The organism is uncultured Tenacibaculum sp., from assembly GCF_947495995.1.
Lineage (GTDB): Bacteria > Bacteroidota > Bacteroidia > Flavobacteriales > Flavobacteriaceae > Polaribacter.
In genome coordinates, this window is record NZ_CANMAX010000002.1 from 275,946 (window position 1) to 297,032 (window position 21,087).

At 29.0% G+C, this 21,087-nt stretch carries 24 protein-coding genes; 12 read left to right on the forward strand and 12 right to left on the reverse strand.

Annotation, left to right across the window (positions count from 1 at the left end):
* Positions 1-8 precede the first annotated feature (8 nt).
* Together Q1A15_RS06335 and Q1A15_RS06340 are read left to right on the forward strand one after the other, a co-directional pair.
* Complete coding sequence (locus tag Q1A15_RS06335) at positions 9-1,139, forward strand: hypothetical protein (protein ID WP_299620549.1); 1,131 nt, start codon at positions 9-11, stop codon at positions 1,137-1,139.
* A gap of 4 nt (positions 1,140-1,143) precedes the next feature.
* Positions 1,144-2,187 carry a quinone-dependent dihydroorotate dehydrogenase gene (locus Q1A15_RS06340; RefSeq protein ID WP_299620552.1) on the forward strand — a complete coding sequence of 348 codons (1,044 nt, stop codon included), beginning with the start codon at positions 1,144-1,146 and terminating at the stop codon, positions 2,185-2,187.
* Between the two features lie 33 nt (positions 2,188-2,220).
* Here the strand turns inward: Q1A15_RS06340 and Q1A15_RS06345 are convergent, their stop codons facing one another.
* Positions 2,221-2,553: a hypothetical protein gene (locus Q1A15_RS06345; protein ID WP_299620555.1), complete on the reverse strand. Its 333-nt coding sequence runs from the start codon at positions 2,551-2,553 to the stop codon at positions 2,221-2,223.
* A gap of 150 nt (positions 2,554-2,703) precedes the next feature.
* Between Q1A15_RS06345 and Q1A15_RS06350 the strand changes: the two genes are divergently transcribed.
* Positions 2,704-3,321, forward strand: a complete 618-nt coding sequence (locus tag Q1A15_RS06350; RefSeq protein WP_299620558.1) for a LysE family translocator — start codon at positions 2,704-2,706, stop codon at positions 3,319-3,321.
* A 41-nt stretch (positions 3,322-3,362) separates the two neighbouring features.
* On the forward strand, positions 3,363-4,139 hold the full coding sequence (locus tag Q1A15_RS06355) for a hypothetical protein (protein ID WP_299620561.1): 777 nt from the start codon (positions 3,363-3,365) through the stop codon (positions 4,137-4,139).
* 4 nt (positions 4,140-4,143) lie between these two features.
* On the opposite strand, the gene Q1A15_RS06360 is transcribed toward Q1A15_RS06355, so the two are convergent.
* Both Q1A15_RS06360 and Q1A15_RS06365 read right to left on the reverse strand, forming a co-directional pair.
* A complete protein-coding gene (locus Q1A15_RS06360; RefSeq protein WP_299620564.1) occupies positions 4,144-4,689 on the reverse strand; it encodes a YfiT family bacillithiol transferase in 546 nt (181 codons plus the stop codon).
* On the reverse strand, positions 4,679-5,359 hold the full coding sequence (locus Q1A15_RS06365; protein WP_299620567.1) for a tetratricopeptide repeat protein: 681 nt from the start codon (positions 5,357-5,359) through the stop codon (positions 4,679-4,681). The genes Q1A15_RS06360 and Q1A15_RS06365 overlap by 11 nt, the downstream gene beginning before the upstream one ends.
* A gap of 213 nt (positions 5,360-5,572) precedes the next feature.
* On the opposite strand from Q1A15_RS06365, the gene lon reads away from it, so the two are divergent.
* Positions 5,573-8,026 (forward strand): endopeptidase La, encoded by a 2,454-nt coding sequence (gene lon, locus Q1A15_RS06370; protein ID WP_299620570.1) that lies wholly within the window; start codon positions 5,573-5,575, stop codon positions 8,024-8,026.
* A 38-nt stretch (positions 8,027-8,064) separates the two neighbouring features.
* On the opposite strand, the gene Q1A15_RS06375 is transcribed toward lon, so the two are convergent.
* From Q1A15_RS06375 to ruvX, 8 genes are all read right to left on the reverse strand, one after another.
* Positions 8,065-8,577 carry a hypothetical protein gene (locus tag Q1A15_RS06375; protein WP_299620573.1) on the reverse strand — a complete coding sequence of 171 codons (513 nt, stop codon included), beginning with the start codon at positions 8,575-8,577 and terminating at the stop codon, positions 8,065-8,067.
* A 193-nt stretch (positions 8,578-8,770) separates the two neighbouring features.
* Positions 8,771-9,325: a thioredoxin family protein gene (locus Q1A15_RS06380; protein WP_299620575.1), complete on the reverse strand. Its 555-nt coding sequence runs from the start codon at positions 9,323-9,325 to the stop codon at positions 8,771-8,773.
* Positions 9,326-9,359: 34 nt separating this feature from the next.
* A complete protein-coding gene (locus Q1A15_RS06385) occupies positions 9,360-10,088 on the reverse strand; it encodes an SDR family NAD(P)-dependent oxidoreductase (RefSeq protein WP_299620578.1) in 729 nt (242 codons plus the stop codon).
* Positions 10,081-11,175, reverse strand: coding sequence for a glycosyltransferase family 4 protein (locus tag Q1A15_RS06390; RefSeq protein WP_299620581.1), 1,095 nt, complete (start codon positions 11,173-11,175; stop codon positions 10,081-10,083). The genes Q1A15_RS06385 and Q1A15_RS06390 overlap by 8 nt, the downstream gene beginning before the upstream one ends.
* A 7-nt stretch (positions 11,176-11,182) precedes the next feature.
* On the reverse strand, positions 11,183-11,962 hold the full coding sequence (mazG, locus tag Q1A15_RS06395; RefSeq protein ID WP_299622123.1) for a nucleoside triphosphate pyrophosphohydrolase: 780 nt from the start codon (positions 11,960-11,962) through the stop codon (positions 11,183-11,185).
* Positions 11,963-11,969: 7 nt separating this feature from the next.
* Positions 11,970-12,392 carry a DUF5606 domain-containing protein gene (locus tag Q1A15_RS06400; RefSeq protein ID WP_299620583.1) on the reverse strand — a complete coding sequence of 141 codons (423 nt, stop codon included), beginning with the start codon at positions 12,390-12,392 and terminating at the stop codon, positions 11,970-11,972.
* An 8-nt stretch (positions 12,393-12,400) separates the two neighbouring features.
* The gene (gene def / locus Q1A15_RS06405) at positions 12,401-12,985 is read right to left on the reverse strand and encodes a peptide deformylase (protein ID WP_299620586.1); all 585 of its coding nucleotides are present in this window, start codon (positions 12,983-12,985) and stop codon (positions 12,401-12,403) included.
* Positions 12,986-13,043: 58 nt separating this feature from the next.
* Positions 13,044-13,454, reverse strand: coding sequence for a Holliday junction resolvase RuvX (ruvX, locus tag Q1A15_RS06410; protein WP_299620589.1), 411 nt, complete (start codon positions 13,452-13,454; stop codon positions 13,044-13,046).
* Between the two features lie 129 nt (positions 13,455-13,583).
* On the opposite strand from ruvX, the gene Q1A15_RS06415 reads away from it, so the two are divergent.
* From Q1A15_RS06415 to Q1A15_RS06435, 5 genes are all read left to right on the forward strand, one after another.
* Positions 13,584-14,399: a 2,3,4,5-tetrahydropyridine-2,6-dicarboxylate N-succinyltransferase gene (locus tag Q1A15_RS06415; protein ID WP_095071615.1), complete on the forward strand. Its 816-nt coding sequence runs from the start codon at positions 13,584-13,586 to the stop codon at positions 14,397-14,399.
* Positions 14,400-14,466: 67 nt separating this feature from the next.
* On the forward strand, positions 14,467-15,216 hold the full coding sequence (locus Q1A15_RS06420; RefSeq protein WP_299620595.1) for a glycosyltransferase domain-containing protein: 750 nt from the start codon (positions 14,467-14,469) through the stop codon (positions 15,214-15,216).
* The gene (locus tag Q1A15_RS06425) at positions 15,216-16,016 is read left to right on the forward strand and encodes a glycosyltransferase (RefSeq protein ID WP_299620597.1); all 801 of its coding nucleotides are present in this window, start codon (positions 15,216-15,218) and stop codon (positions 16,014-16,016) included. Before Q1A15_RS06420 ends, Q1A15_RS06425 begins: the two co-directional genes overlap by 1 nt.
* Positions 16,017-17,132: a glycosyltransferase family 1 protein gene (locus tag Q1A15_RS06430; protein WP_299620599.1), complete on the forward strand. Its 1,116-nt coding sequence runs from the start codon at positions 16,017-16,019 to the stop codon at positions 17,130-17,132.
* Entirely contained in the window at positions 17,125-18,219 is a 1,095-nt protein-coding gene (locus Q1A15_RS06435) for a glycosyltransferase (protein ID WP_299620601.1), read from the forward strand. Before Q1A15_RS06430 ends, Q1A15_RS06435 begins: the two co-directional genes overlap by 8 nt.
* Here the strand turns inward: Q1A15_RS06435 and Q1A15_RS06440 are convergent.
* Complete coding sequence (locus Q1A15_RS06440) at positions 18,211-18,972, reverse strand: glycosyltransferase family 2 protein (protein WP_299620604.1); 762 nt, start codon at positions 18,970-18,972, stop codon at positions 18,211-18,213. The two genes, Q1A15_RS06435 and Q1A15_RS06440, sit on opposite strands and share 9 nt — an antisense overlap.
* Before the next feature lie 124 nt (positions 18,973-19,096).
* Here Q1A15_RS06440 and Q1A15_RS06445 point away from each other — a divergent pair, with 124 nt between their 5' ends.
* Together Q1A15_RS06445 and Q1A15_RS06450 are read left to right on the forward strand one after the other, a co-directional pair.
* Positions 19,097-19,651 (forward strand): L-threonylcarbamoyladenylate synthase, encoded by a 555-nt coding sequence (locus tag Q1A15_RS06445; protein ID WP_299620606.1) that lies wholly within the window; start codon positions 19,097-19,099, stop codon positions 19,649-19,651.
* A 5-nt stretch (positions 19,652-19,656) separates the two neighbouring features.
* Positions 19,657-21,087 (forward strand): HD domain-containing protein, encoded by a 1,431-nt coding sequence (locus tag Q1A15_RS06450; protein WP_299620608.1) that lies wholly within the window; start codon positions 19,657-19,659, stop codon positions 21,085-21,087.

Below are 21,087 nucleotides of genomic sequence, written 5' to 3' on the forward strand. Positions count from 1 at the left end.
CAAATGTTATGAAAAAAGGATTTTTTTTAATTTTTACACTAATTTACTTTCAAGTGTTTTCACAGGAAAATTATGATGTGAAATTAGCTAAGCTAGATGAAATAGGATATGCAATAGACAGCACTTTGTTTAATGGAGATAATAAGTATTTTGATAAAATTTATGATATAAAGTTATTGACAGATCGATTTTTTATTAAAACAAACGATAAAGAATTATTAAAATTCAATTTAGGTTTTTATAAAGGTTTTTCAAGTTCTTTTACTTTCGGAAAAGAAATGTTGAAGCAAATAAGTACAGGTTCGGAATATACCTTTCTAAGGTCGTATAAAGAAGGCGAAAACTACTTTTTATTATTCAGACTTTATGGTGATAGCGGATTAAATTACCATAAACATTTGGTAGAATTTATAAATGGAGAACCAAAAATTTCTGATACTTATATCTATTTATCAGGAGAATATTTTTCTGAAACAATTAAGTTTATTTATGACGGAGCTGTTAGAAATAGAAATTTATTGAGGAGAATTTTAAATAGAAGTGAAAATGCAGATTTTGAAAAAATAGAATTATTTAAAATCTACAAAGATCAAAATGAATTTAAGAAAGTAATAGAGCTATATGAATCATTAAGTGACAAATCTAAAAAGAGAAAGATTTTTATGATATACAGCCTGCTAGCCTCAAAGAATTTAGAAGATAGTATATATATGAAGTATATTAAATCTTACGAAAAAGAATATCCTAATGATCCTAGTTTATATTTAATATCTATGGATGGTTTTATCATAAAAGAACAGTATGACAAAGCAATTTTAACTTTAGATAAACTGGATAAATCTATCGGTGGAGATGAATTTTTAGATTATTTCAGAGGTAATTGCTATTATTTAAAAAAGGATTTTGTTAAAGCAGCTGAGTATTTCGAGAAATTAATGATTAATTATCCTAATTTTTTCGATGGAATAGATAGTTTACTTACGGTGTACGTTGAAAGTAAAGAAAATGAAAAAGCAATACATATATTAGATGTGTTTACAGAAAAATTTGAACTAGAAAAAGAAAGTTTAAAAGAGTTAGTTAAAATCAATTTTCCTGAGTTTACTAAAACTAAAGAATATAAAAACTGGTCAAAATAACAATATGTACAAATTAATCATTCGTCCAATTTTCTTTCTTTTCGATCCAGAAAAGATCCATCATTTTACTTTTTCATTAGTAAAAGTTCTATCGAAAATTCCTTTTGTATCTTCAATTTTTAGAGGATTATATCAAGTAAACGATAAACAATTAGAAAGAAATTTATTCGGATTAACATTTAAAAATCCAGTAGGATTAGCTGCAGGTTTTGATAAAAATGCGGTTTTGTATAATGAATTAGCAAACTTCGGTTTTGGTTTCATAGAAATTGGAACTGTTACACCAAAAGGTCAAATAGGTAATCCAAAGCAAAGATTATTTCGTTTAAAAGATGATAAAGGAATTATTAATCGAATGGGATTTAATAATGAAGGTTTATCAGCTGCTATTGATCAGTTAAAGAAAAATAAAGGAAAAGTAATTATTGGAGGAAATATTGGGAAAAATACAGCTACAAAGGCAGAAAATTATACAGAAGACTATGTAACTTGTTTTGAAGAATTACATCCTTATGTAGATTATTTTGTACTAAATGTAAGTTGTCCTAATGTGTCTAGTCATGCGAAACTTGAAGATGCAGAATATTTAGAAGAATTAATTACTGAAGTTCAAAAGATAAATGCATCAAAAGAAAAACCAAAACCAATTTTATTAAAGATTGCTCCAGATTTAAATGATACTCAATTAACTGAAATTATAGATCTTGTTGCAACTACGAAAATTGACGGTGTAATTGCGTCTAATACTTCTGTGGATAGAACTGGTTTAAAAGCTTCGGAAGAAAGATTAAAAGAAATTGGAAATGGAGGTTTAAGCGGACAACCAATTAAAGATAAAAGTACTCGAGTAATAAAATATTTAGCAGATAATTCTAACAAAGCTTTTCCTATAATTGGAGTAGGAGGTATTCATTCAGAAAAAGATGCTTTAGAAAAGATAGAAGCTGGTGCAGATTTAGTACAAATCTATACAGGATTCATTTATGAAGGTCCGTCATTAATAAAAAGAATAAACAAAGCAATTTTATCACAAAATAAAAACTCATAACTAATTCAGTTATGAGTTTTTTTTGATTAACAATTATTGTTTAACAAAAGTAATGGGCAATTGATAAACTTTTCCTTTGTTTGCATCATTAGCATTAATTGTTTTGTAGTTTAATTTTCTCTTTACATAAGCCTTTATTTCTTTTATATCTGATTGTATATCTACAATTACAATTTCATTTTTATCATTAATCATAAAATCTACAGTTGTAGTTAAATCTGAATTCACTTGAGGTCGATCAGAACTTAAAAGTTTTATGATTTCGGTTCTTAGTTCTTGTTTTACCTTTTTAGAAGGTCTAATACTATTATTTGCAAAAGCTAAAGAGCACACAAATAGGCTACATACGATGATTAAATTTTTCATATTTTTTTAAGTTTTAAAGTTTTATGAGACAAACTTACTAGTTAAGTTATTCTCTTTGAGTTAACTATTGTTAACTACTGTTAATTAGCTTTTTGTATTCTACTTTTTCTAAACATAGATTCTCTTATATTTGTTTGTAAATAGTTATTTATGATTGAAACTTTAATTTCATTTGCTTTATCTACCATTGCATTAGCGATATCTCCTGGACCAGATAATATTTTTGTATTAACACAAAGTATTGTAAATGGAAAAAAATATGGTTTAGCAACTGTTTTTGGACTAATGACAGGGTGTATTATTCATACAACATTAGTAGCGTTTGGAGTTTCAGAAGTAATTAAAGCGAATCCGAATTTATTTTTTATCATAAAGTTATTCGGAGCAGCATATTTAATCTATTTGGCTTATAAAGTATTTAAAAGTGATGCCAAAATAGCATTTTCAACAGATAATGTTCAACATAAATCTACCAAAGAGTTATTTAAAACAGGATTTTGGATGAATGTTCTTAATCCTAAAGTAACGATCTTCTTTTTAGCCTTTTTCCCTCAATTTTTATTTTCTGATACTATTTCTACGGTGTATCAATTTTATGTTTTAGGAGGGATTTTTATTTTAGTTTCTTTTGTTGTTTTTTCAACAATAGCCATTTTAGCTGGATCCATTTCAGATCTCATTAAGAAAAACGAACAAATAGGCGTTTTTCTGAAATGGCTTCAAATAGTTGTGTTTATAGGAATAGCCATTTTTATTTTGATTCCTTAGAGTTTAAAAGTATCTTGTTAAGAAAAAATGTTTTTATGAGAATGAATAAGTTACTAAGAAAAAAGGCGATTAAATTTTTACTCTTTTCAATTTTATTACTTGTAGTTTTTTTACTTTATAACTTTTATAGTTTTTCTAAAGTCAAGAAAGAGTATAAAATGATAAATGAATCTTCGTTAAAAAAATATCTTAGAATATATGATATAACAAATGTAAGACCTCCTGAAAATCTAAAAGAATTCAAGGATTTTATAAAAAAAAGGAATCCTAAACTTTATTCAAAAATAAATGGCACGGGCATACAGTATTTGAAATTTCCAGAAATTAATTATGGACAACTTTATTTAAAAGGATTTGATAACAAGAACGATTCGTTAAATGTTAAATATGACATAGATAAGGTAAACTTTTTAAATTCTTTAATTATAAGAGGAGATGTAGAATTAAAAATAACTGGTTATAGATTTAAAATGAAATTAAACAAAATTTATAAAGTCACAAAAGATACTATAAAAGAAGTAGGGGAGCTTACTTTAAAAAAAATTTATCAAGATTATTATAGTTGTAATGAATTATCTGTAGTTCCTGATGAATATGGGTATGTGATTGATGAAAGTGATTCATTTAAAATCGTTTTAGATATAAAAAAGGATACTATTATTACTCCTTTTATATCAGGTTTGATAAGTGAAAAAACAGAACAAGTAATATTTGATAAAATAAAGAAAACTCAATACTTTCTTAATAAAAATGAGGCCTACACGGTTAAATTTAAAGGTTATAATATTGAAAATTTTGAATGTAATACTAATAGATAATTTATCATTTCCATCTTTTTTTAATCAAAAGCTGTTCTATGTGTGCATAATGATGATTACAATGCCAAGCATAAATTCCAATATTTTCTCGTAAAGAAACTTTCTCATTACCTTCAGGGTGAATAAAATATCGATCTAAATCAGTTTCAGAAAGTGATTTTAAAAAATAAACCCATTTTGCATGTAATGCTTTTAAGGAGTTCAGAGAAAATTCAATAGGTCCAAGTTTTGAATCATCTAATTCAGCCCAACGATCTTCATAATACGCTTTAATAGTTGGTGCATTTTCGGTTAATGTCCATTTAAAACGAGTATATGAATTATGATGACTATCAGCACAATGATGCACAACTTGTCTAATCGTCCAACCACCATCTCTATATGGTGTGTCAAGCTGCTCATTTGTTAGAGTATTTACTAAATTTTCTAAACGTTCAGGAAAATATTCTAATACATTAATCCATTCGTTAATTTCAGTAAGTGTAATTTTCTTAGGTAAATTCGGTAAGCCTATTGGGTATTTCAGCTCATTCAGGGTGCTAGTCGTCATTCTTCGATATTTTTTTCAAGCTTCTCTTTGCGCTTCTATTCTCAGGATTAATACTTAACGCTTTTTTATATTGATTAATTGCTTCAAGTGTATCCTGTTTTTTCAAATAAGCATCTCCAAGACAATCAAAGGTGTTAGAGCTATTCGGATAAAGTTCTATGTTAATTTTAAATGTTGTAATAGCTTTATCATATTCTCCATTTCTAATGTAGGCATATCCTTTTCTATTTAGAGAACGTTCTCTAATAACCGGACTCAAACTGTCATTTTTACGAATGGTTTTATAACCAGCTAAAGCTTTTTCAAAATTATTTTCATTTAAATATTCACTAGGTGTTTTTTCTCCTTCTTTAAGTTTAGAGAAAACAAATTTTTCATTTTTATGTTCTCTTTTTTCCGCCAATACGATGCGAGAATTAACGGTATTAAAGATTAACTTTTCATTCAATTCTCTTGCATAAAAAGTACTATCGTTAACTTTTAAAGGTTTTAAATCAGAGTTTCTCCATTTTAAAAATAGTTCCTTATCTTTAAAGTATACTTCTATAATTTCATCTGCATTAAAAAAATACCTACCTGTAGCATTTTGTATGAAGTTATCGTCATTTTTTTTAGAAGTACAACCAATAAGAACAATTATTGATAGTAACAATATAAGTTTGGTTTTCATAGTTGTTGTATTTACGATACCAATAAGACGGTTTTATTTATTTTTTGTTACGAGTTTTATAAACTTTAAATGGCATAACTATTGACATATAAAGATATAGATATTTAATATCTTTAATTTATTCTTTTGAACGTCAGTTTTTTACAGAGAATGGTGGATTGAAATGAATTAAAGAAAAACGAAATAAATGTCAGATTGACAGATATTCATACTATGAGTAAATCAAAAATTATACACTTAGACAATTTGTCTTTACAAGATATGTTGAATGAAGATTCAGAGTTAATTCCTTTATTAACTCCAGAAGATGAAGAAATTATAAATAACGAAGAAATTCCAAATGAATTACCAATTTTACCGTTAAGAAATACTGTATTATTTCCAGGAGTTGTAATTCCAATTACAGCAGGAAGAGATAAATCTATTCAGTTAATTAAAGATGCCAATAAAGGCAATAAAACTTTAGGAGTTGTAGCACAACGCAACAGTGAAATAGAAGATCCTACTTACGAAGATATTTATCATACAGGAGTTGTTGCTCAAATTTTGAGAGTATTAAAAATGCCTGATGGAAATACAACAGTAATCATTCAAGGAAAGAAACGTTTCGAAATTGATGAAATGATTCAGCAAGAACCTTATATGAGAGCTAAGGTTTCTGAAGCTGTTGAAGAAAGAGATATCGACGATAAAAAGGAATTCGATGCGATTATCGAATCTATCAAAGAATTGTCTCTAGAAGTTATTAAAGAAAATCCGATGTTACCTTCGGAAGCTTCATTTGCTATTAAAAACATACAATCAAATTCATTCTTGGTGAATTTTATTTCATCGAATATGGATTTAAGTGTTGGACAAAAGCAAGTTCTTTTAGAAAAAGACAATTTAAAAGAAAGAGCACTTTTAACGTTAAAGAATTTAGATAAAGAATTACAAAAGTTACAATTACGTAACGATATTCAATCTAAAACGCGATCTGATTTAGATAAACAACAACGTGAGTATTATTTACATCAGCAATTAAAAACAATTCAAGAAGAATTAGGAGGCGTTTCTCACGACCAAGAGTTGGAGGAAATGAAAGCTAAGGCTAAGGATAAAAAATGGTCTAAAGAAGTAGGAGAGACGTTCGATAAAGAATTGAACAGATTACGTAGAATGAATCCTCAAATGGCTGAATACGGAGTTCAACGTAATTATCTAGAGTTATTATTAGAATTACCTTGGGGAATATATTCTGAAGATAAATTCGATCTTAAAAAAGCGCAAAAGATTTTAGATCGTGATCATTTCGGATTAGAAAAAGTTAAAGAACGTATCATAGAGCATTTAGCTGTATTAAAATTAAGAGGAGATATGAAGTCTCCAATTATCTGTTTATACGGTCCTCCAGGTGTTGGAAAAACATCTTTAGGTAAATCTGTAGCTGAAGCTTTAGGACGTAAATATATTCGTATGTCTTTAGGAGGTTTACGTGACGAGGCTGAAATTAGAGGTCATCGTAAAACGTATATCGGAGCTATGCCTGGGCGTTTAATTCAAAACTTAAAGAAAGCGGGAACGTCAAACCCAGTTTTTGTTTTAGATGAAATAGATAAATTAGGACAAAGTCATCAAGGTGATCCTTCTTCAGCAATGTTAGAAGTATTAGATCCTGAGCAAAATACAGAGTTCTATGATAATTATTTAGAAGTAGGATACGATTTATCTAAAGTTTTATTTATCGCTACTGCAAACAATATCAATCAAATTCCATGGGCTTTAAGAGATCGTATGGAAATTATTAATGTTACAGGGTATACAATTGAAGAGAAAACAGAAATCGCAAAAAAATACTTATTACCAAAGCAATTAAAAGAGCACGGTTTAAATAACGATCATTTAAAGTTAGGAAAAGCTCAAATTGAAAAAATTGTAGAAGGTTATACTAGAGAATCTGGAGTTCGTGGTTTAGAAAAGCAAGTAGCGAAAGTGGTTCGTTATGCTGCAAAATCTATCGCCATGGAAGAAGAGTATAATGTAGCGTTAACTTCTGAAGATATAGAAACAATTTTAGGTCCAGCTCGTTTAGAAAGAGATAAATATGAAAATAATGATACTGCAGGTGTAGTAACTGGTTTAGCTTGGACTAGCGTTGGAGGTGATATTTTATTTATCGAATCTATTTTATCTAAAGGAAAAGGAGGATTATCTATTACAGGAAATTTAGGTACTGTAATGAAAGAATCTTCTACAATTGCAATGAAATACATTAAATCTAATGCTGAAGAGTTTGGAATTAAACCAGAAGTTTTAGATAAGTATGATGTACATATTCACGTTCCAGAAGGTGCTACGCCAAAAGACGGACCAAGTGCAGGTATTACTATGTTAACGTCTTTAGTTTCTGTATTTACTCAGCGTAAAGTAAAGAATAAGATTGCCATGACAGGTGAAATTACTTTAAGAGGAAAAGTGCTTCCTGTTGGGGGAATTAAAGAAAAGATACTAGCAGCTAAAAGAGCTAATATCAAAGAGATTATTCTTTGTGCTGATAATAAAAAGGATATTAATGAAATTAATCAGAATTATTTAAAAGGATTAAAGTTTCATTATGTAACTGAAATGAAAGAAGTAATTGATATTGCGTTGACAAAACAGAAAGTTAAAAACGCTAAAAAATTATAAAAACAAAAAACTCCCTTTCAAGGGAGTTTTTTTATGGTTTAATTTCCAGATAATAGTTGCTCATTATTGCGTAATTGAAAAGAATTGGCAATAATATCAAGCTTGTTTTCTGAGAGTTTAGATGTTTTACGTACTATTTTTATAAACTGTTTTATCTTTTTCTTTGTGTTTGGATATCCAATATTATTTCCGTTGGCATCGTAAGACATTTCGATAAAGTTTCCATCATCATCCAGGATATACCAAAAAGGAAATCCGTTTACAATACCTTCTTGTGAGGTTTCTTTATTTGTAAAATAGGTAGCTGCTTTTTCTTTGGGAAGAACAATGTCTACTACTATATAACTACTGTCGTATAATGGATTAGACATTTGATTTGCTAATTTTTTACTTAAATCACAGGAAGCCACTTTGTAATTTACAAAAACATATTTCTTTTGTTTTTTTGCTTCGCTTATCGCTTCATCTATTAGTTGAGACGGATTAACTTGTGCATTTAAATTTGCTAGAAAAATAAAAATAGTAGTTAGTAAAAGTAAATTTTTATACATAATGTTTAGGGATTATTATTATGTATATAATTTAAATAAAAAGCTTGTTTTGAATAGTTTAATTCAACTAAGGATATTTGCTATTCGTCGTTACTTTTTGTGTATTTACTACGAATTAGGTTAAATTTCGATTAATTTGTTAAATAAACATGTTTTGTGTTGCGAAAAATAGATCTGATTGTAAGTAGCTTAATTATTTCCATTTAATATTACAACCAATACTAGGTTTTTGTGGAGTAATATTTGGAGCTTTATTTAATAAAGCATCTAAAGCATTTCTAAAATCTTCACCGGTAACAGGAATATCATTTTCTGGACGAGAATTGTCTAATTGTCCGTGGTAAGTTAGTTTTAGTTCACTATCAAAAAGATATAAATCAGGAGTACAAGCTGCATTATAATTTTTAGCTACTTCCTGAGTTTCATCATATAAATAAGGGAACGGATATTTTAGTTTTTCTGCATTTTCTCGCATTAAATCTGGCCCGTCTTGCGGATAGTTTTCAACATCATTACTACTAATAGCAATAAAAGAAATTCCTTTTTTGTTGTATTCGTTTGCCATTGCAACCAATTCTTTATTAATATGAATTACAAACGGACAATGGTTACAGATAAAAAATATGGCTGTTCCGTTTTCTCCTTTATTTTCTGAAAGGGTTACTAACTTTTGATTTATAGTATTTATTAAAGTAAAGTCTGGAGCTAAACCTCCTATTTCAAATTCTTTTGAAGCAGTTAATGCCATAATTTATGTTTAATTAAGAATGTTAGATAAAAGATTAAAAGTCTCTTAAATCAATAGTTTTTCCGTTTTCAAGTTTTTTAGTATTGTCTATAGTATAAATACGTTCAGCAACAAAATCAGGAGTGTATAATTCTTTATTTTCCTTTAAATCAATAAAACGTTGTACGTTTTTAAAATCTTCAACTTTTGTAGACCTTATTTGTGTTTGCATTCCTGTATCTACAACTCCAGGACGAATACCAAAACATTTTACACCGTTTAATATATTCTTTTGTTCTTCAGCAATAGTAGCAGTAGTCATATCTAAAGCAGCTTTAGAACTACAATAGGTACTCCATCCTGTATATGGTTTTGTAGCAGCTCCAGAGGAAATATTTATGATTTGTTTTTTACAGTTTAATTGAGCTAATTCTTTTATAAATAAACTAGAAAGTAATAACGGAATTGTTGTGTTTAGCGTGATTGAAAGATGAATATCTTCTGAATCAATATTTTCTAAATTAGCTATTTGTCCGAGTCTTCCTGCATTATTTATTAAAGTTATCGAAGTAATTGATATTTTTTTTACTTCATCTAAAAGCATTTCAAAAGCATTTTTAGCTTCTTTAATGTTTGATAAATCAACAGGAATTTGAGTAACATTTTGAATGTCTATAATTGACCGTGATAATGAAAAAACTTTATAATTTTCTTGCTGATATTTTTCAACAAGAGCTTTACCAATTCCTTTACTACCTCCGGTTACAATTAATACATTACTCATTTAATAATTTTTTATAAAGTGCTAAGGTGTCATTTACAGTTCTTTCAATACTGTAAACAGTTTCAATTCTATTTTTAGCATTTTTACCCATTTGGATTCTTTTTTCATCATTATTAGCTAAATCAGAAATAGCAGCTCCAATAGCTTTATAATCTCTTAAGGGAACAACAATACCAGAATTTTCATCTATAAGTTCAGTACAACCTCCTGCATCTGTCATAATAATAGGTTTTCCAATACTCATGGCTTCACTAATTGCTCTACCAAAACCTTCACTTAAAGAAGATTGAACATACATATCTGCACCAGCTAAAAGAGAAGGAACATCATCACGTCTACCTAAAACATGAATATATTCTTTAATTTTACTGTTTTCTTTTATTTTGGATAGGTGAGGAGCATCAGTATTATCACCAATTAGAACGTAATGAATGTCTTTATCAGAAAATAAATGATTAGAAGATTCTAAGAAATATTTTGTTCCTTTTACTTTTCTATGATTTCCGATAGAACAAACTACGATTGCATCTTTTGGAATACCAAGTGTGGTATAATCGAAAGGAACTACATTATTAAACCAATCTGTACTATAACCTTTAAAAATACGGACAGCTTTTTGTTTTCGCTTACCAAAGAGTTGTTTCTTTACATGGTTGTAAACAAAATTACTGTTTCCAATAATTGCATCAATTCTTGGGTGTAAGTATGTAAGATATGCGCTAGGATCGTGCCAGTGTAAACTTGCAGATCCGTAATAAATCACTGTCTTAATTTTTGGGAATTTCTTCAAAGCAACCAAACCAGTTCTACTAGTTTTACCACAAACAAAATGTACCAGATCGATTTTCTTATCAATAATTATCTTATCAAACTCGGTAATATAATCTCGATCTAATTTATTTTTAGGATATAACTTCTGATAAGTAGCAGAAGAATTATGAGATTCAATAAAAGAAACTACATCGTCGCTTAATCGACCGATTAAATGAATTTGTATATTTTCTTGATCGTGTAAACCTAAAAATAAAGCGATTTGAGCAATCTGAGCATTTAAGTTACCACCACCAACTACAAAAAGTACATTCATAAAGTTATTATTTATAAAATGTTTTCGCTTCGTTCCAGAACACATCCATTTCAGCTAATGTCATGTCAGAAAGTTCTTTCCCGATTTCTTTAGATTTCTTTTCTAAGTATTGAAATCTACTGATAAACTTTTTATTTGTTTTTTCAAGTGCGTTTTCTGGATTAACTTTAATAAATCGAGCATAATTGATTAACGAAAAAAGTACATCACCAAACTCTTTTTCAATGTTTTCTTGGTTTCCAGATACAATTTCTTCGTTTAACTCATTAAGTTCTTCTTGAACCTTTTCCCATACTTGATGTGGTTCTTCCCAGTCAAAACCAACACCTGCAACTTTATCTTGAATTCTGTTAGCTTTTACCACTGCAGGCAAACTTCTAGGAACACCTTCTAAAACAGATTGTTTACCTTCTTTTAGCTTTAGTTTTTCCCAGTTTTGCTTCACTTCTTCTTCATTTTCTACAGAAATATCTCCATAAATATGAGGATGACGATCAATGAGTTTGTCTGAAATAGCATTAGCAATATCAGCTATATCAAAAGCTTTCTTTTCACTTCCGATTTTAGCATAAAAAACGATGTGCAAAAGCACATCGCCTAGTTCTTTTTTAAGTTCTTCTAAGTTATTATCTAAAATAGCGTCACCTAATTCGTAAACTTCTTCAATAGTTAAATGTCTTAAACTTTCTAGGGTTTGTTTTCTATCCCAAGGACATTTTTCACGCAATTCATCCATTATGTCTAACAGACGATTAAATGCATCTAATTGTTGTTTACGAGTATTCATTTGTGTTTTATTCTTCTTCCTCAGCTGCGACATTTTCTTCATTTAAAGCAGAAAAGTCGAAACCTGATTTTACTAAAATATTATACCATTGTAACACTTTCTTAATGTTCGAAGTATATACACGCTCTTCATCGTAACCTGGTAATACTTCAGAAAAATAAGAAGTTAGTTTATTAGCACTTTCTTTGTGAGAGATAGCCTCTTTGTTATCCTCTTTATTTGCGATATTTTTAAATACTTCTGCTAAAGGAATATCTTCTTCGTATGTAAAAATAGCGATGTTTTCTAATAAACTTACATTGTGAGTCGCTGTAATAGGCATTCTCTTACCATCTAATAAAGATTTTACGATTACACCAGCCTTAGTTTGTGATAAAATTTCATATAAACCAGGCTTTCCTGATACAGCTATTATTTTACTAAATTCCATAAATTAAATTATCTTTTTGAATTTGGGAAACGCATTCTATATCCTGAATTAATTTTCCCTTTTGATATATTATCTAATTTCTTTTTTATTAATCTTTTCTTTAATGAAGAAAGCTTGTCTGTAAATAAAACTCCTTCAATATGATCGTATTCATGTTGAAATACTCTAGCAGCTAAACCAGAATAAGTTTCTGTGTGTTTTTCAAAGTTTTCATCATGATATTCAACAGTGATAGTTGGTTGTCTCCAAACATCTTCTCTAACGTCAGGAATACTTAAACAACCTTCATTAAATACCCATTCTTCTCCTTCTTCTTCAATAATTTTAGCGTTAATAAAAACTTTATTAAACGATTCTAGAACTTTTTTTTCTTCTTCTGGTAAACCATCATCTTCAGCAAAAGGAGAAGCATCAATTACGAACAAGCGTATGTCTTTTCCAATCTGAGGTGCAGCTAAACCAACACCAGATGCATTATACATTGTTTCTTTCATGTTGCTAATTAGCTCAGAAAGATTAGGATAATCTTTATCTATTTCCTTTCCCACTTTTCTAAGTACAGGGTCTCCGTAAGCTACAATTGGTAGTATCATATACTATGGTAATTTTTTTAATGCTAGCAAAAGTACAAATAAGGTTGTTTACTAAAAATTATTTGTTGTATAAATATGATTGAAGAATAATCGTAGCACTAATTTCATCGACTAATGCTTTATTTCTGCGTTGTTTCTTTTTTAAGCCGCTATCAATCATTGTTTGAAAAGCCATTTTAGAAGTAAAACGCTCATCGACTCTTTCTACAGGTATTGAAGGAATTTCTTTTTGTAGTTTTTCTAAAAAAGGAATAATCAATTCTTCACTTTCACTGTCGGTATTATCCATTTGTTTAGGTTTTCCTATCACAAATTGAGATACATTTTCCTTAGAAGTATAATCTTTTAAAAAATCGATTAACGTTTCTGTAGGTACGGTAGTTAAACCAGAAGCTATAATTTGAAGTTCATCAGTTACTGCTATTCCAGTTCTTTTTAAACCATAATCTATTGCTAATATTCTTGCCAAATTAACTTTTATTTTCAGCAAAAATAGTCATTTTAAACAAGGAATTATTTTCTGTTTAAAAAATGTGTTTTACTATAAAATCTTTCTTGGTACACTTATATTTGTACAAAATATATATAACCAATAAAGATGACAGAAATTCGTTCGATTATAGAAAACGCATGGGATAATAGAGAATTATTGAAAAATGAAGAAACTACAGCTGCGATTAGAAAAGTTGTAGATTTATTAGATGCAGGTGAACTTCGTGTTGCAGAACCAACTGAAGATGGTTGGCAAGTAAACGAATGGGTGAAAAAAGCAGTAGTATTATATTTCCCAATTCAAAAAATGGAAACTTTAGAAGCTGGTATTTTTGAATATCACGACAAAATTCCATTAAAGAGAAACTATCAAGAGAAAGGAATTCGTGTAGTGCCAAATGCAGTTGCTCGTCATGGAGCTTATATTTCTTCAGGTACTATTTTAATGCCAAGTTATGTAAATATCGGAGCTTATGTAGATGAAGGTACTATGGTTGATACTTGGGCTACGGTTGGTTCTTGTGCACAAATTGGTAAAAATGTACACTTATCTGGAGGTGTTGGTATTGGTGGAGTTTTAGAGCCATTACAAGCTGCTCCAGTAATTATAGAAGATAATGCATTTATCGGATCTCGTTGTATCGTTGTAGAAGGAGTAAGAGTAGAAAGAGAAGCTGTATTAGGAGCTAATGTTGTATTAACGGCTTCAACAAAAATTATTGATGTTACTGGTGATGAACCAATTGAAATGAAAGGAAGAGTTCCTGCTCGTTCTGTTGTAATTCCTGGAAGTTACACAAAGAAATTTGCTGCTGGTGAATATAATGTACCATGTGCTTTAATTATTGGTAAGCGTAAAGAAAGTACAAATAAGAAAACATCGCTAAACGACGCATTAAGAGAGTATGACGTGGCTGTTTAGTATTTTAGACAAATAACTTTAATTCTTAAGACCAAATATAGTTTTATATTTGGTCTTTTTTTATGCAATGAATAAAATAGTAGTATATACAGGGGCATTTGGAAAGGATTATGGTTTTATTCCTCAGAAAAAAATAAAAGGAGTTGATTTTGTTTGTTTTACAGATGATGTTAGTAAAGTTAAATCGCCTTGGAAACCTTTAGAGGTAAAAGATGAAAATTTTACAAATCATTTAAGCAATAGACATGCAAAATTATTACCACATTTATATTTTCAGAATTATGATATCAGTATTTATATTGATAGCAATTATTTAATTGTAGGTGATATTTTAGAGTTACTTGAGCAGTTAGGAGAAGATTTTAAAATGGGGGTTTTTGATCATAACCAATGTGATGACAAAAGAAACTGTGTATACAAAGAACATGAAGCTATTTTAAAATTAGGTGAAGAAAGAGGAACGTATAAAGATGATCCTGAGGTAATGAAAAAACAGATGGATTTTTTTAAAAGTGAAGGTTATCCTGAAGAAAATGGATTAATCTTTGCTGCAGTTTTAATTAGAAAGCATAACGATCCTCAAGTTATAAAGGTGATGGAAGATTGGTGGGAAATGGTTTCAACAAAAAGTAAAAGAGATCAGTTAAGTTTTAATTATGTTGCTTGGAAAAATAATTTTACACCAACAATTATTAATGGAGATCTAAGAAAAGGAAATCCGTATTTTTATTTTTTAGCTTCTGCTAGAAAAAATTATATGCCTAAATTCATCAAATACAAAATCAAACGATTTTTCGGAATTAAAAAACATCCATAGTGGTTAAACTATCAATAATAATATCATATTACAAAGCTTTAGATAATCTTAAATTGATTTTAGAAGCGTTAAATCATCAAAGTTCAAAAGAATTTGAAGCAATAATTTCTGAAGATGACAATAATCAAGAAACTATAGATTTTTTGAAATCTGACAGAAATAATTACAATTTTCCAATTTTACATGTAAATCAGGAAAAAGATGAGGGATTTAGAAAAACAATGATGTTAAATAAATCAATTCGTGCTTCTAATGCAGAAACTTTAGTTTTTATTGATGGAGACTGTATTCCTCATAAACACTTTGTTACAGCTTATATAAATAACATTAAAGAAGGTTTAATGTTAAAAGGTAGGAGAGTGATGTTAGGAGAAAAAATAACCGACAAAATTACAACCAATAAAACGATTAAACCATTAAGTACATTATCTGTTTTATTTTCAGATTCTGATAAAAAGAAAGAAGGTATTTACTTAAAAAATAAAAGTTTGATTGTAACAATGAAAGACAAAGGTTTATTAGGTTGCAATTGGGGAATTCAGAAAAAGCATTTAATCGCAATTAATGGATTTGATGAAGATTATGTTCGTGCTGCAGTTGGTGAAGATACAGATATTGAATGGAGATTAAAACGAATAGGAATTGGAAGTAAATCCATGAAAAATAAAGCCATAGTTTATCATTTACATCATGAAAGAGGTTATTCTAACGAAGGTGTAGAAATGAATAGAGCTTTGTTGAAGGAAAAGATGGATAAAGATCTTTACATCTGTTTAAATGGATTAGAAAAGCATTCGTAAATGAGAATAGGTTTCGATGCCAAAAGGGCATTTCATAATACTACAGGATTAGGAAATTATAGTAGAGATCTAATTCGAATCTTATCGGAATATTTTCCAGATGAAGATTATTACTTGTATAATACCAAGCCGAAAAGAGTAGATCGGTTAGATATGAGTAAATTCACAGAAATACTTCCAGATACGAAGTTTTGGAAAAAGTTTTCTTCGATTTGGAGACAAGGTCCGATCAACCGACAAATAGCTCAAGATAAAATAGAATTGTATCACGGACTTTCAGGTGAAATTCCGAGAAATTTAAGTAAAACTGGAGCTAAATCAATTGTTACGATACATGATTTAATATTTGTTCGTTACCCGAAATTATATTCTTTTTTCGATAGAAAAATTCATTTTAATAAATTTAAATATGCAGCTCATAAAGCAGATAGAGTTATCGCAATAAGTGAGCAAACAAAAGAAGATATTATTACATATTTAAAAGTTGATGCTTCTAAAATAGATGTGGTTTATCAAGGTTGTCATGCTATTTTTAAAAAACAAGTATCTGAAGAACAGAAAACATTAGTTAGAGAAAAATATAATTTGCCAGAACAATTTATATTGAATGTAGGAACTATCGAAGAGCGTAAGAATTTACTTAGTATTGTTAAAGCTATTAAAGATGTAGATATTAATCTTGTCGTTGCTGGTAGAAAAACAAAATATTACGAGCAAGTTCAAGAATACATTACAGAAAACCAATTAGCTCATAAAGTTCACTTTTTAGGAGGAGTAGATTTGCAAGAGTTAGCAACGCTATATCAAACTGCAGAAATATTTATTTATCCGAGTATTTTTGAAGGCTTTGGTATTCCAATTATTGAAGCTTTATATTCTAAAACTCCAGTAATTACAACAGATGGTGGTGTTTTTCCAGAAGCAGGCGGACCACATTCGATTTATGTAGAACCTTATAATATTAAGCAACTTAGTTTAGAAATTACTACATTGCTAAACGATAAAGCAAAACAGAGAGAAATTGCAGAGCATGGACATGTATTTGTGCAGAAATTCAATGATGAAGCTATTGCAAACCAATTAATGAAAGTATACACATCGGTTTTACATGGATAATAACAAAACAATATGTTTCTTTAATTCCACAAAAACTTGGGGAGGTGGAGAAAAATGGCATTACGAAATGTCGTCTTATCTGTTCTCAAAAGGAATCAAGGTTTTGGTTATTGTCTCTCCAAATAGCGAACTTCAAAAAAAGGTAAATGCAATTGGTATTCCATATGAAGAAATTAAAGTTTCAAACTTTAGTTATTTAAACTCAAAGAAGATTGCAAATGTGGCTGCTTTTCTAAAGAATCATAACGTTTCTACAATTGTTATGAATTCTTCCGAAGATATGAAACTTGGAGGTTTAGCAGCTAAAAAAGCTAATTTAAATCGAATAATTTATAGAAGAGGAAGTGCGATACCGATTAAAAATTCTTTTATCAATAGGTATTTCTTTAAAAATATTTTAGATGAAGTTTTAGCAAATTCTGAAGCTACAAAAGCAACTATAAATGCTAAAAATGAACATTTATTTCCGAAGGATAAAATTACTGTAATTCCTAATGCGATTAATATTGAAAAGTTTGATAGTATGCCATCTGAAAAGTTGTATGCTAAACAAAACGATGAAATAATTTTAGGAAATTTAGGAAGATTAGTTTATCAGAAGAATCAAGAGTTTTTAATAAATGTTGCTTTAGAACTCAAGAAAAGAGCACTAAATTTTAAATTACTTATTGGTGGTGATGGTAAATTAGGTGATGTTCTATCACAAAAGATAAAAACACATAATTTAGAAAAAGAAGTCACGTTGCTTGGTTTTATTGAAAATCCTAAAAGCTTTATGAATTGTCTGGATGTCTTCTTATTACCATCGAGATGGGAAGGTTTTGGATATGTGTTAGCAGAAGCTATGCTTTGTGAAAAACCTGCAATTGCCTTCGACATTAGTAGTAATAGTCAGATTGTAGAGAATAATCAAAATGGTTTTTTAGTTCCTTTTGAAGATGTTACTGCGTTTTCAGATAAAGTTGAGTATTTTATCAAAAATCAAGATAAAATAACTGAAATGGGACAAAATGGAAGAGTAAAAATTGAAAAGGAATTCAATAGTACTTTAATACAAGAAAAAGTAAAAAAATATCTTTTAGCGTAATTTTTTTCTACGCTCAATTAGCTTTAAATACTTTAAAACACTGTACTCAGCAATATAAGTACTCCATACATAACCTTCGTATCCGTTTAAAATATTTCCTCGAATAAAATATTCTTTAAAAAAAGTATAAGGATATTTAAATATTAAAATGAATAGATTGACCCTTTTATTTTTCCTAAAATATTCTTCGGATACTAAAGAAGCATATCTATTCTTTTTTTGATTGATTTGTTCTACTGAATTAGCTGTGTAGTGATAAAAGAAGTTCTTAAACCTACCTTTTTTACCTTTATATTCAACAGTTTCATGAACTTTTCGATCAGAAAAACCAGCACGCTTTTTATTAAAAAGTCTTAAGATTGGAGTGTTTTTTAGGTAGCCATATTCAAAAACACGACCTAAATACACATGTTTTCTATTAAGATAATAAGCTTGAAAAGGAATTTCATCTTTAGAGAATTCAGCTTTAATTTCATCAATCAACTCGTTAGTTAAAACTTCATCAGCATCGATAGATAAAATCCAATCAAAAGAACAATGATCTACTAAAAAACGTTTTTGTTCTCCATAACCATTAAATTTCTTTGAATATACTTTTGCTCCGTAAGACTTGCAAATTTGTACTGTTTCGTCGGTACTAAAAGAATCCACAACAATAATTTCATCGCACCAAACTAACTTATCTAATGTACGAGAAATGTTTTCCTCCTCATTAAATGTAATAAGTGCAGCACTAATTTTATGTTTATGCATTCAATATTGTTTTACAATAACAAACATAATGTAAATTAGCGGTTTTAAAGTAATATAATTTCTAGATCGTTAAATATAGTTTACGAAAGGAATATATTGATTAATGAATACAAAAGTTAATAGCATGATTATGATAAACGAAACCGTAAAAGCACTTGAAAATGGGAGTACGATATTATATCCAACAGATACTGTTTGGGGTTTAGGATGTGATGCAACTAATGAAGAAGCTGTTAAAGAAATTTATAAGATTAAAAATAGAGAAGAGAGCAAAAGCTTAATCGTATTGGTTAGTTCTTTATCTATGCTTAAAAAGTATGTTACTGTTCCAAATGCAGCGATTAATTTACTTAAAAAAGCAGAAAAACCAACGACAATTATCTATCAAAATCCAACAGGAATTGCTAATAATATTATCAATAAAGAAGATAATACTTTAGCTATACGAATTGCACAAGACGAGTTTTGTGAAAACTTAATTGAAAGTTTTGGAAAACCTATAGTTTCTACATCAGCAAATGTTAGTGGAAACCCAACACCAAAATCTTTTTCGCAAATAGAACAGTCAATTTTGGATGATGTTGATTATATAGTAAATTTGCACCAAAATAAAGTGTCAGAAAAATCTTCTACGATACTTAAAATTGAAGGAGAAAAAGTAATAGTGATACGAGAATAGAGTTTATGCAGGATCAAATTTTTAAAGAAGCCCTTACACACAAAGTTTTTGAATACATAACTAAAGCTACAGATGAATTAGGTTTAGATAGTTATGTAATCGGAGGTTTTGTTCGTGATTTTATATTAAAACGTGGTAATGCCAAAGATATAGATGTTGTTACTGTAGGAAGTGGAATAGATTTAGCTAAAAAAGTAGCTAGTTTATTACCAAATAAACCAAAGGTTCAAATCTTTAAAACCTATGGAACAGCTATGTTACGATTCAACGATATCGAAGTTGAATTCGTTGGTGCAAGAAAAGAATCATATAAAGAAGATAGTAGAAATCCAGAAGTATCAGCAGGAACACTTCAAGACGATCAAGATCGAAGAGATTTTACGATTAATGCTTTGGCTTTAAGTTTAAATGCAAGCTCTTTTGGAAAGTTATTAGATCCTTTTGATGGAATTGGAGATTTAGAACGTAAAATAATTAAAACTCCTTTAGATCCAGATATAACGTATTCAGACGATCCTTTACGTATGATGAGAGCAATTCGTTTTGCTACTCAATTAAATTTTACAATTGAGAAAAATTCTCTTGATGCAATTACAAAAAATGCAGAAAGAATAAAAATTATCACAAGAGAACGAATTGTAGATGAATTAAATAAAATAATGGCTTCGCCAGTTCCTTCTATCGGATTTTTATTGTTAGAAAAAACAGGTTTGTTACATAAAATTTTACCTGAATTAATTGCTTTAAAAGGAGTAGAAGAAGTAGAAGGGCAAACACATAAAGATAACTTTTACCATACTTTAGAAGTTGTAGATAATATTTCTAAGCACACTGAAGATGTTTGGTTACGTTGGGCTGCTTTATTACATGATATAGGAAAAGCTCCAACAAAAAAGTTTGATAAAAGAAATGGTTGGACGTTCCATTCTCATGAATTTGTTGGTTCTAAAATGGTATATAAATTATTTAAGCGTTTAAAAATGCCATTAAATAACAAAATGAAGTTTGTGCAAAAAATGGTCTTATTAAGTTCAAGACCTATTGTATTAGCTTCTGAAGTTACAGATTCTGCTGTGCGTCGATTAATTTTTGATGCTGGTGATGATATTGATAGTTTAATGACTTTGTGTGAAGCAGATATCACAACTAAAAATCCAAAGAAGTTTAGACGTTATCATAAAAACTTCGAAATCGTTCGTCAGAAAATTAAAGAAGTTGAAGAACGTGATCGTGTTCGTAATTTTCAACCTCCAATTACTGGGGAAGAAATTATGAAAACTTTTAATTTAAAACCTTGTCGCGAGATTGGTCAAATAAAAGAAGCAATAAAAGAAGCTATTTTAGAAGGAGAAATTCCAAATGAATATGAAGCATCTTATAACTTTATGTTACAAAAAGCAAAAGATATAGGATTAACAGCTCAAACAGAAATTTAA

Coding starts and splice junctions, on each gene's coding strand:
- Q1A15_RS06350 (WP_299620558.1), top strand. CDS start 2,704: ATGATTGAAACTTTAATTTCATTTGCTTTATCTACCATTGCATTAGCG.
- Q1A15_RS06360 (WP_299620564.1), bottom strand. CDS start 4,689: ATGACGACTAGCACCCTGAATGAGCTGAAATACCCAATAGGCTTACCG.
- def (WP_299620586.1), bottom strand. CDS start 12,985: ATGATACTACCAATTGTAGCTTACGGAGACCCTGTACTTAGAAAAGTG.
- mazG (WP_299622123.1), bottom strand. CDS start 11,962: ATGAATACTCGTAAACAACAATTAGATGCATTTAATCGTCTGTTAGAC.
- Q1A15_RS06415 (WP_095071615.1), top strand. CDS start 13,584: ATGACAGAAATTCGTTCGATTATAGAAAACGCATGGGATAATAGAGAA.
- Q1A15_RS06450 (WP_299620608.1), top strand. CDS start 19,657: ATGCAGGATCAAATTTTTAAAGAAGCCCTTACACACAAAGTTTTTGAA.
- Q1A15_RS06375 (WP_299620573.1), bottom strand. CDS start 8,577: ATGTATAAAAATTTACTTTTACTAACTACTATTTTTATTTTTCTAGCA.
- Q1A15_RS06390 (WP_299620581.1), bottom strand. CDS start 11,175: ATGAATGTACTTTTTGTAGTTGGTGGTGGTAACTTAAATGCTCAGATT.
- Q1A15_RS06355 (WP_299620561.1), top strand. CDS start 3,363: ATGAATAAGTTACTAAGAAAAAAGGCGATTAAATTTTTACTCTTTTCA.
- Q1A15_RS06335 (WP_299620549.1), top strand. CDS start 9: ATGAAAAAAGGATTTTTTTTAATTTTTACACTAATTTACTTTCAAGTG.
- Q1A15_RS06440 (WP_299620604.1), bottom strand. CDS start 18,972: ATGCATAAACATAAAATTAGTGCTGCACTTATTACATTTAATGAGGAG.
- Q1A15_RS06420 (WP_299620595.1), top strand. CDS start 14,467: ATGAATAAAATAGTAGTATATACAGGGGCATTTGGAAAGGATTATGGT.
- Q1A15_RS06400 (WP_299620583.1), bottom strand. CDS start 12,392: ATGGAATTTAGTAAAATAATAGCTGTATCAGGAAAGCCTGGTTTATAT.
- Q1A15_RS06385 (WP_299620578.1), bottom strand. CDS start 10,088: ATGAGTAATGTATTAATTGTAACCGGAGGTAGTAAAGGAATTGGTAAA.
- Q1A15_RS06365 (WP_299620567.1), bottom strand. CDS start 5,359: ATGAAAACCAAACTTATATTGTTACTATCAATAATTGTTCTTATTGGT.
- Q1A15_RS06380 (WP_299620575.1), bottom strand. CDS start 9,325: ATGGCATTAACTGCTTCAAAAGAATTTGAAATAGGAGGTTTAGCTCCA.
- Q1A15_RS06340 (WP_299620552.1), top strand. CDS start 1,144: ATGTACAAATTAATCATTCGTCCAATTTTCTTTCTTTTCGATCCAGAA.
- lon (WP_299620570.1), top strand. CDS start 5,573: ATGAGTAAATCAAAAATTATACACTTAGACAATTTGTCTTTACAAGAT.
- Q1A15_RS06430 (WP_299620599.1), top strand. CDS start 16,017: ATGAGAATAGGTTTCGATGCCAAAAGGGCATTTCATAATACTACAGGA.
- Q1A15_RS06445 (WP_299620606.1), top strand. CDS start 19,097: ATGATTATGATAAACGAAACCGTAAAAGCACTTGAAAATGGGAGTACG.
- Q1A15_RS06435 (WP_299620601.1), top strand. CDS start 17,125: ATGGATAATAACAAAACAATATGTTTCTTTAATTCCACAAAAACTTGG.
- Q1A15_RS06345 (WP_299620555.1), bottom strand. CDS start 2,553: ATGAAAAATTTAATCATCGTATGTAGCCTATTTGTGTGCTCTTTAGCT.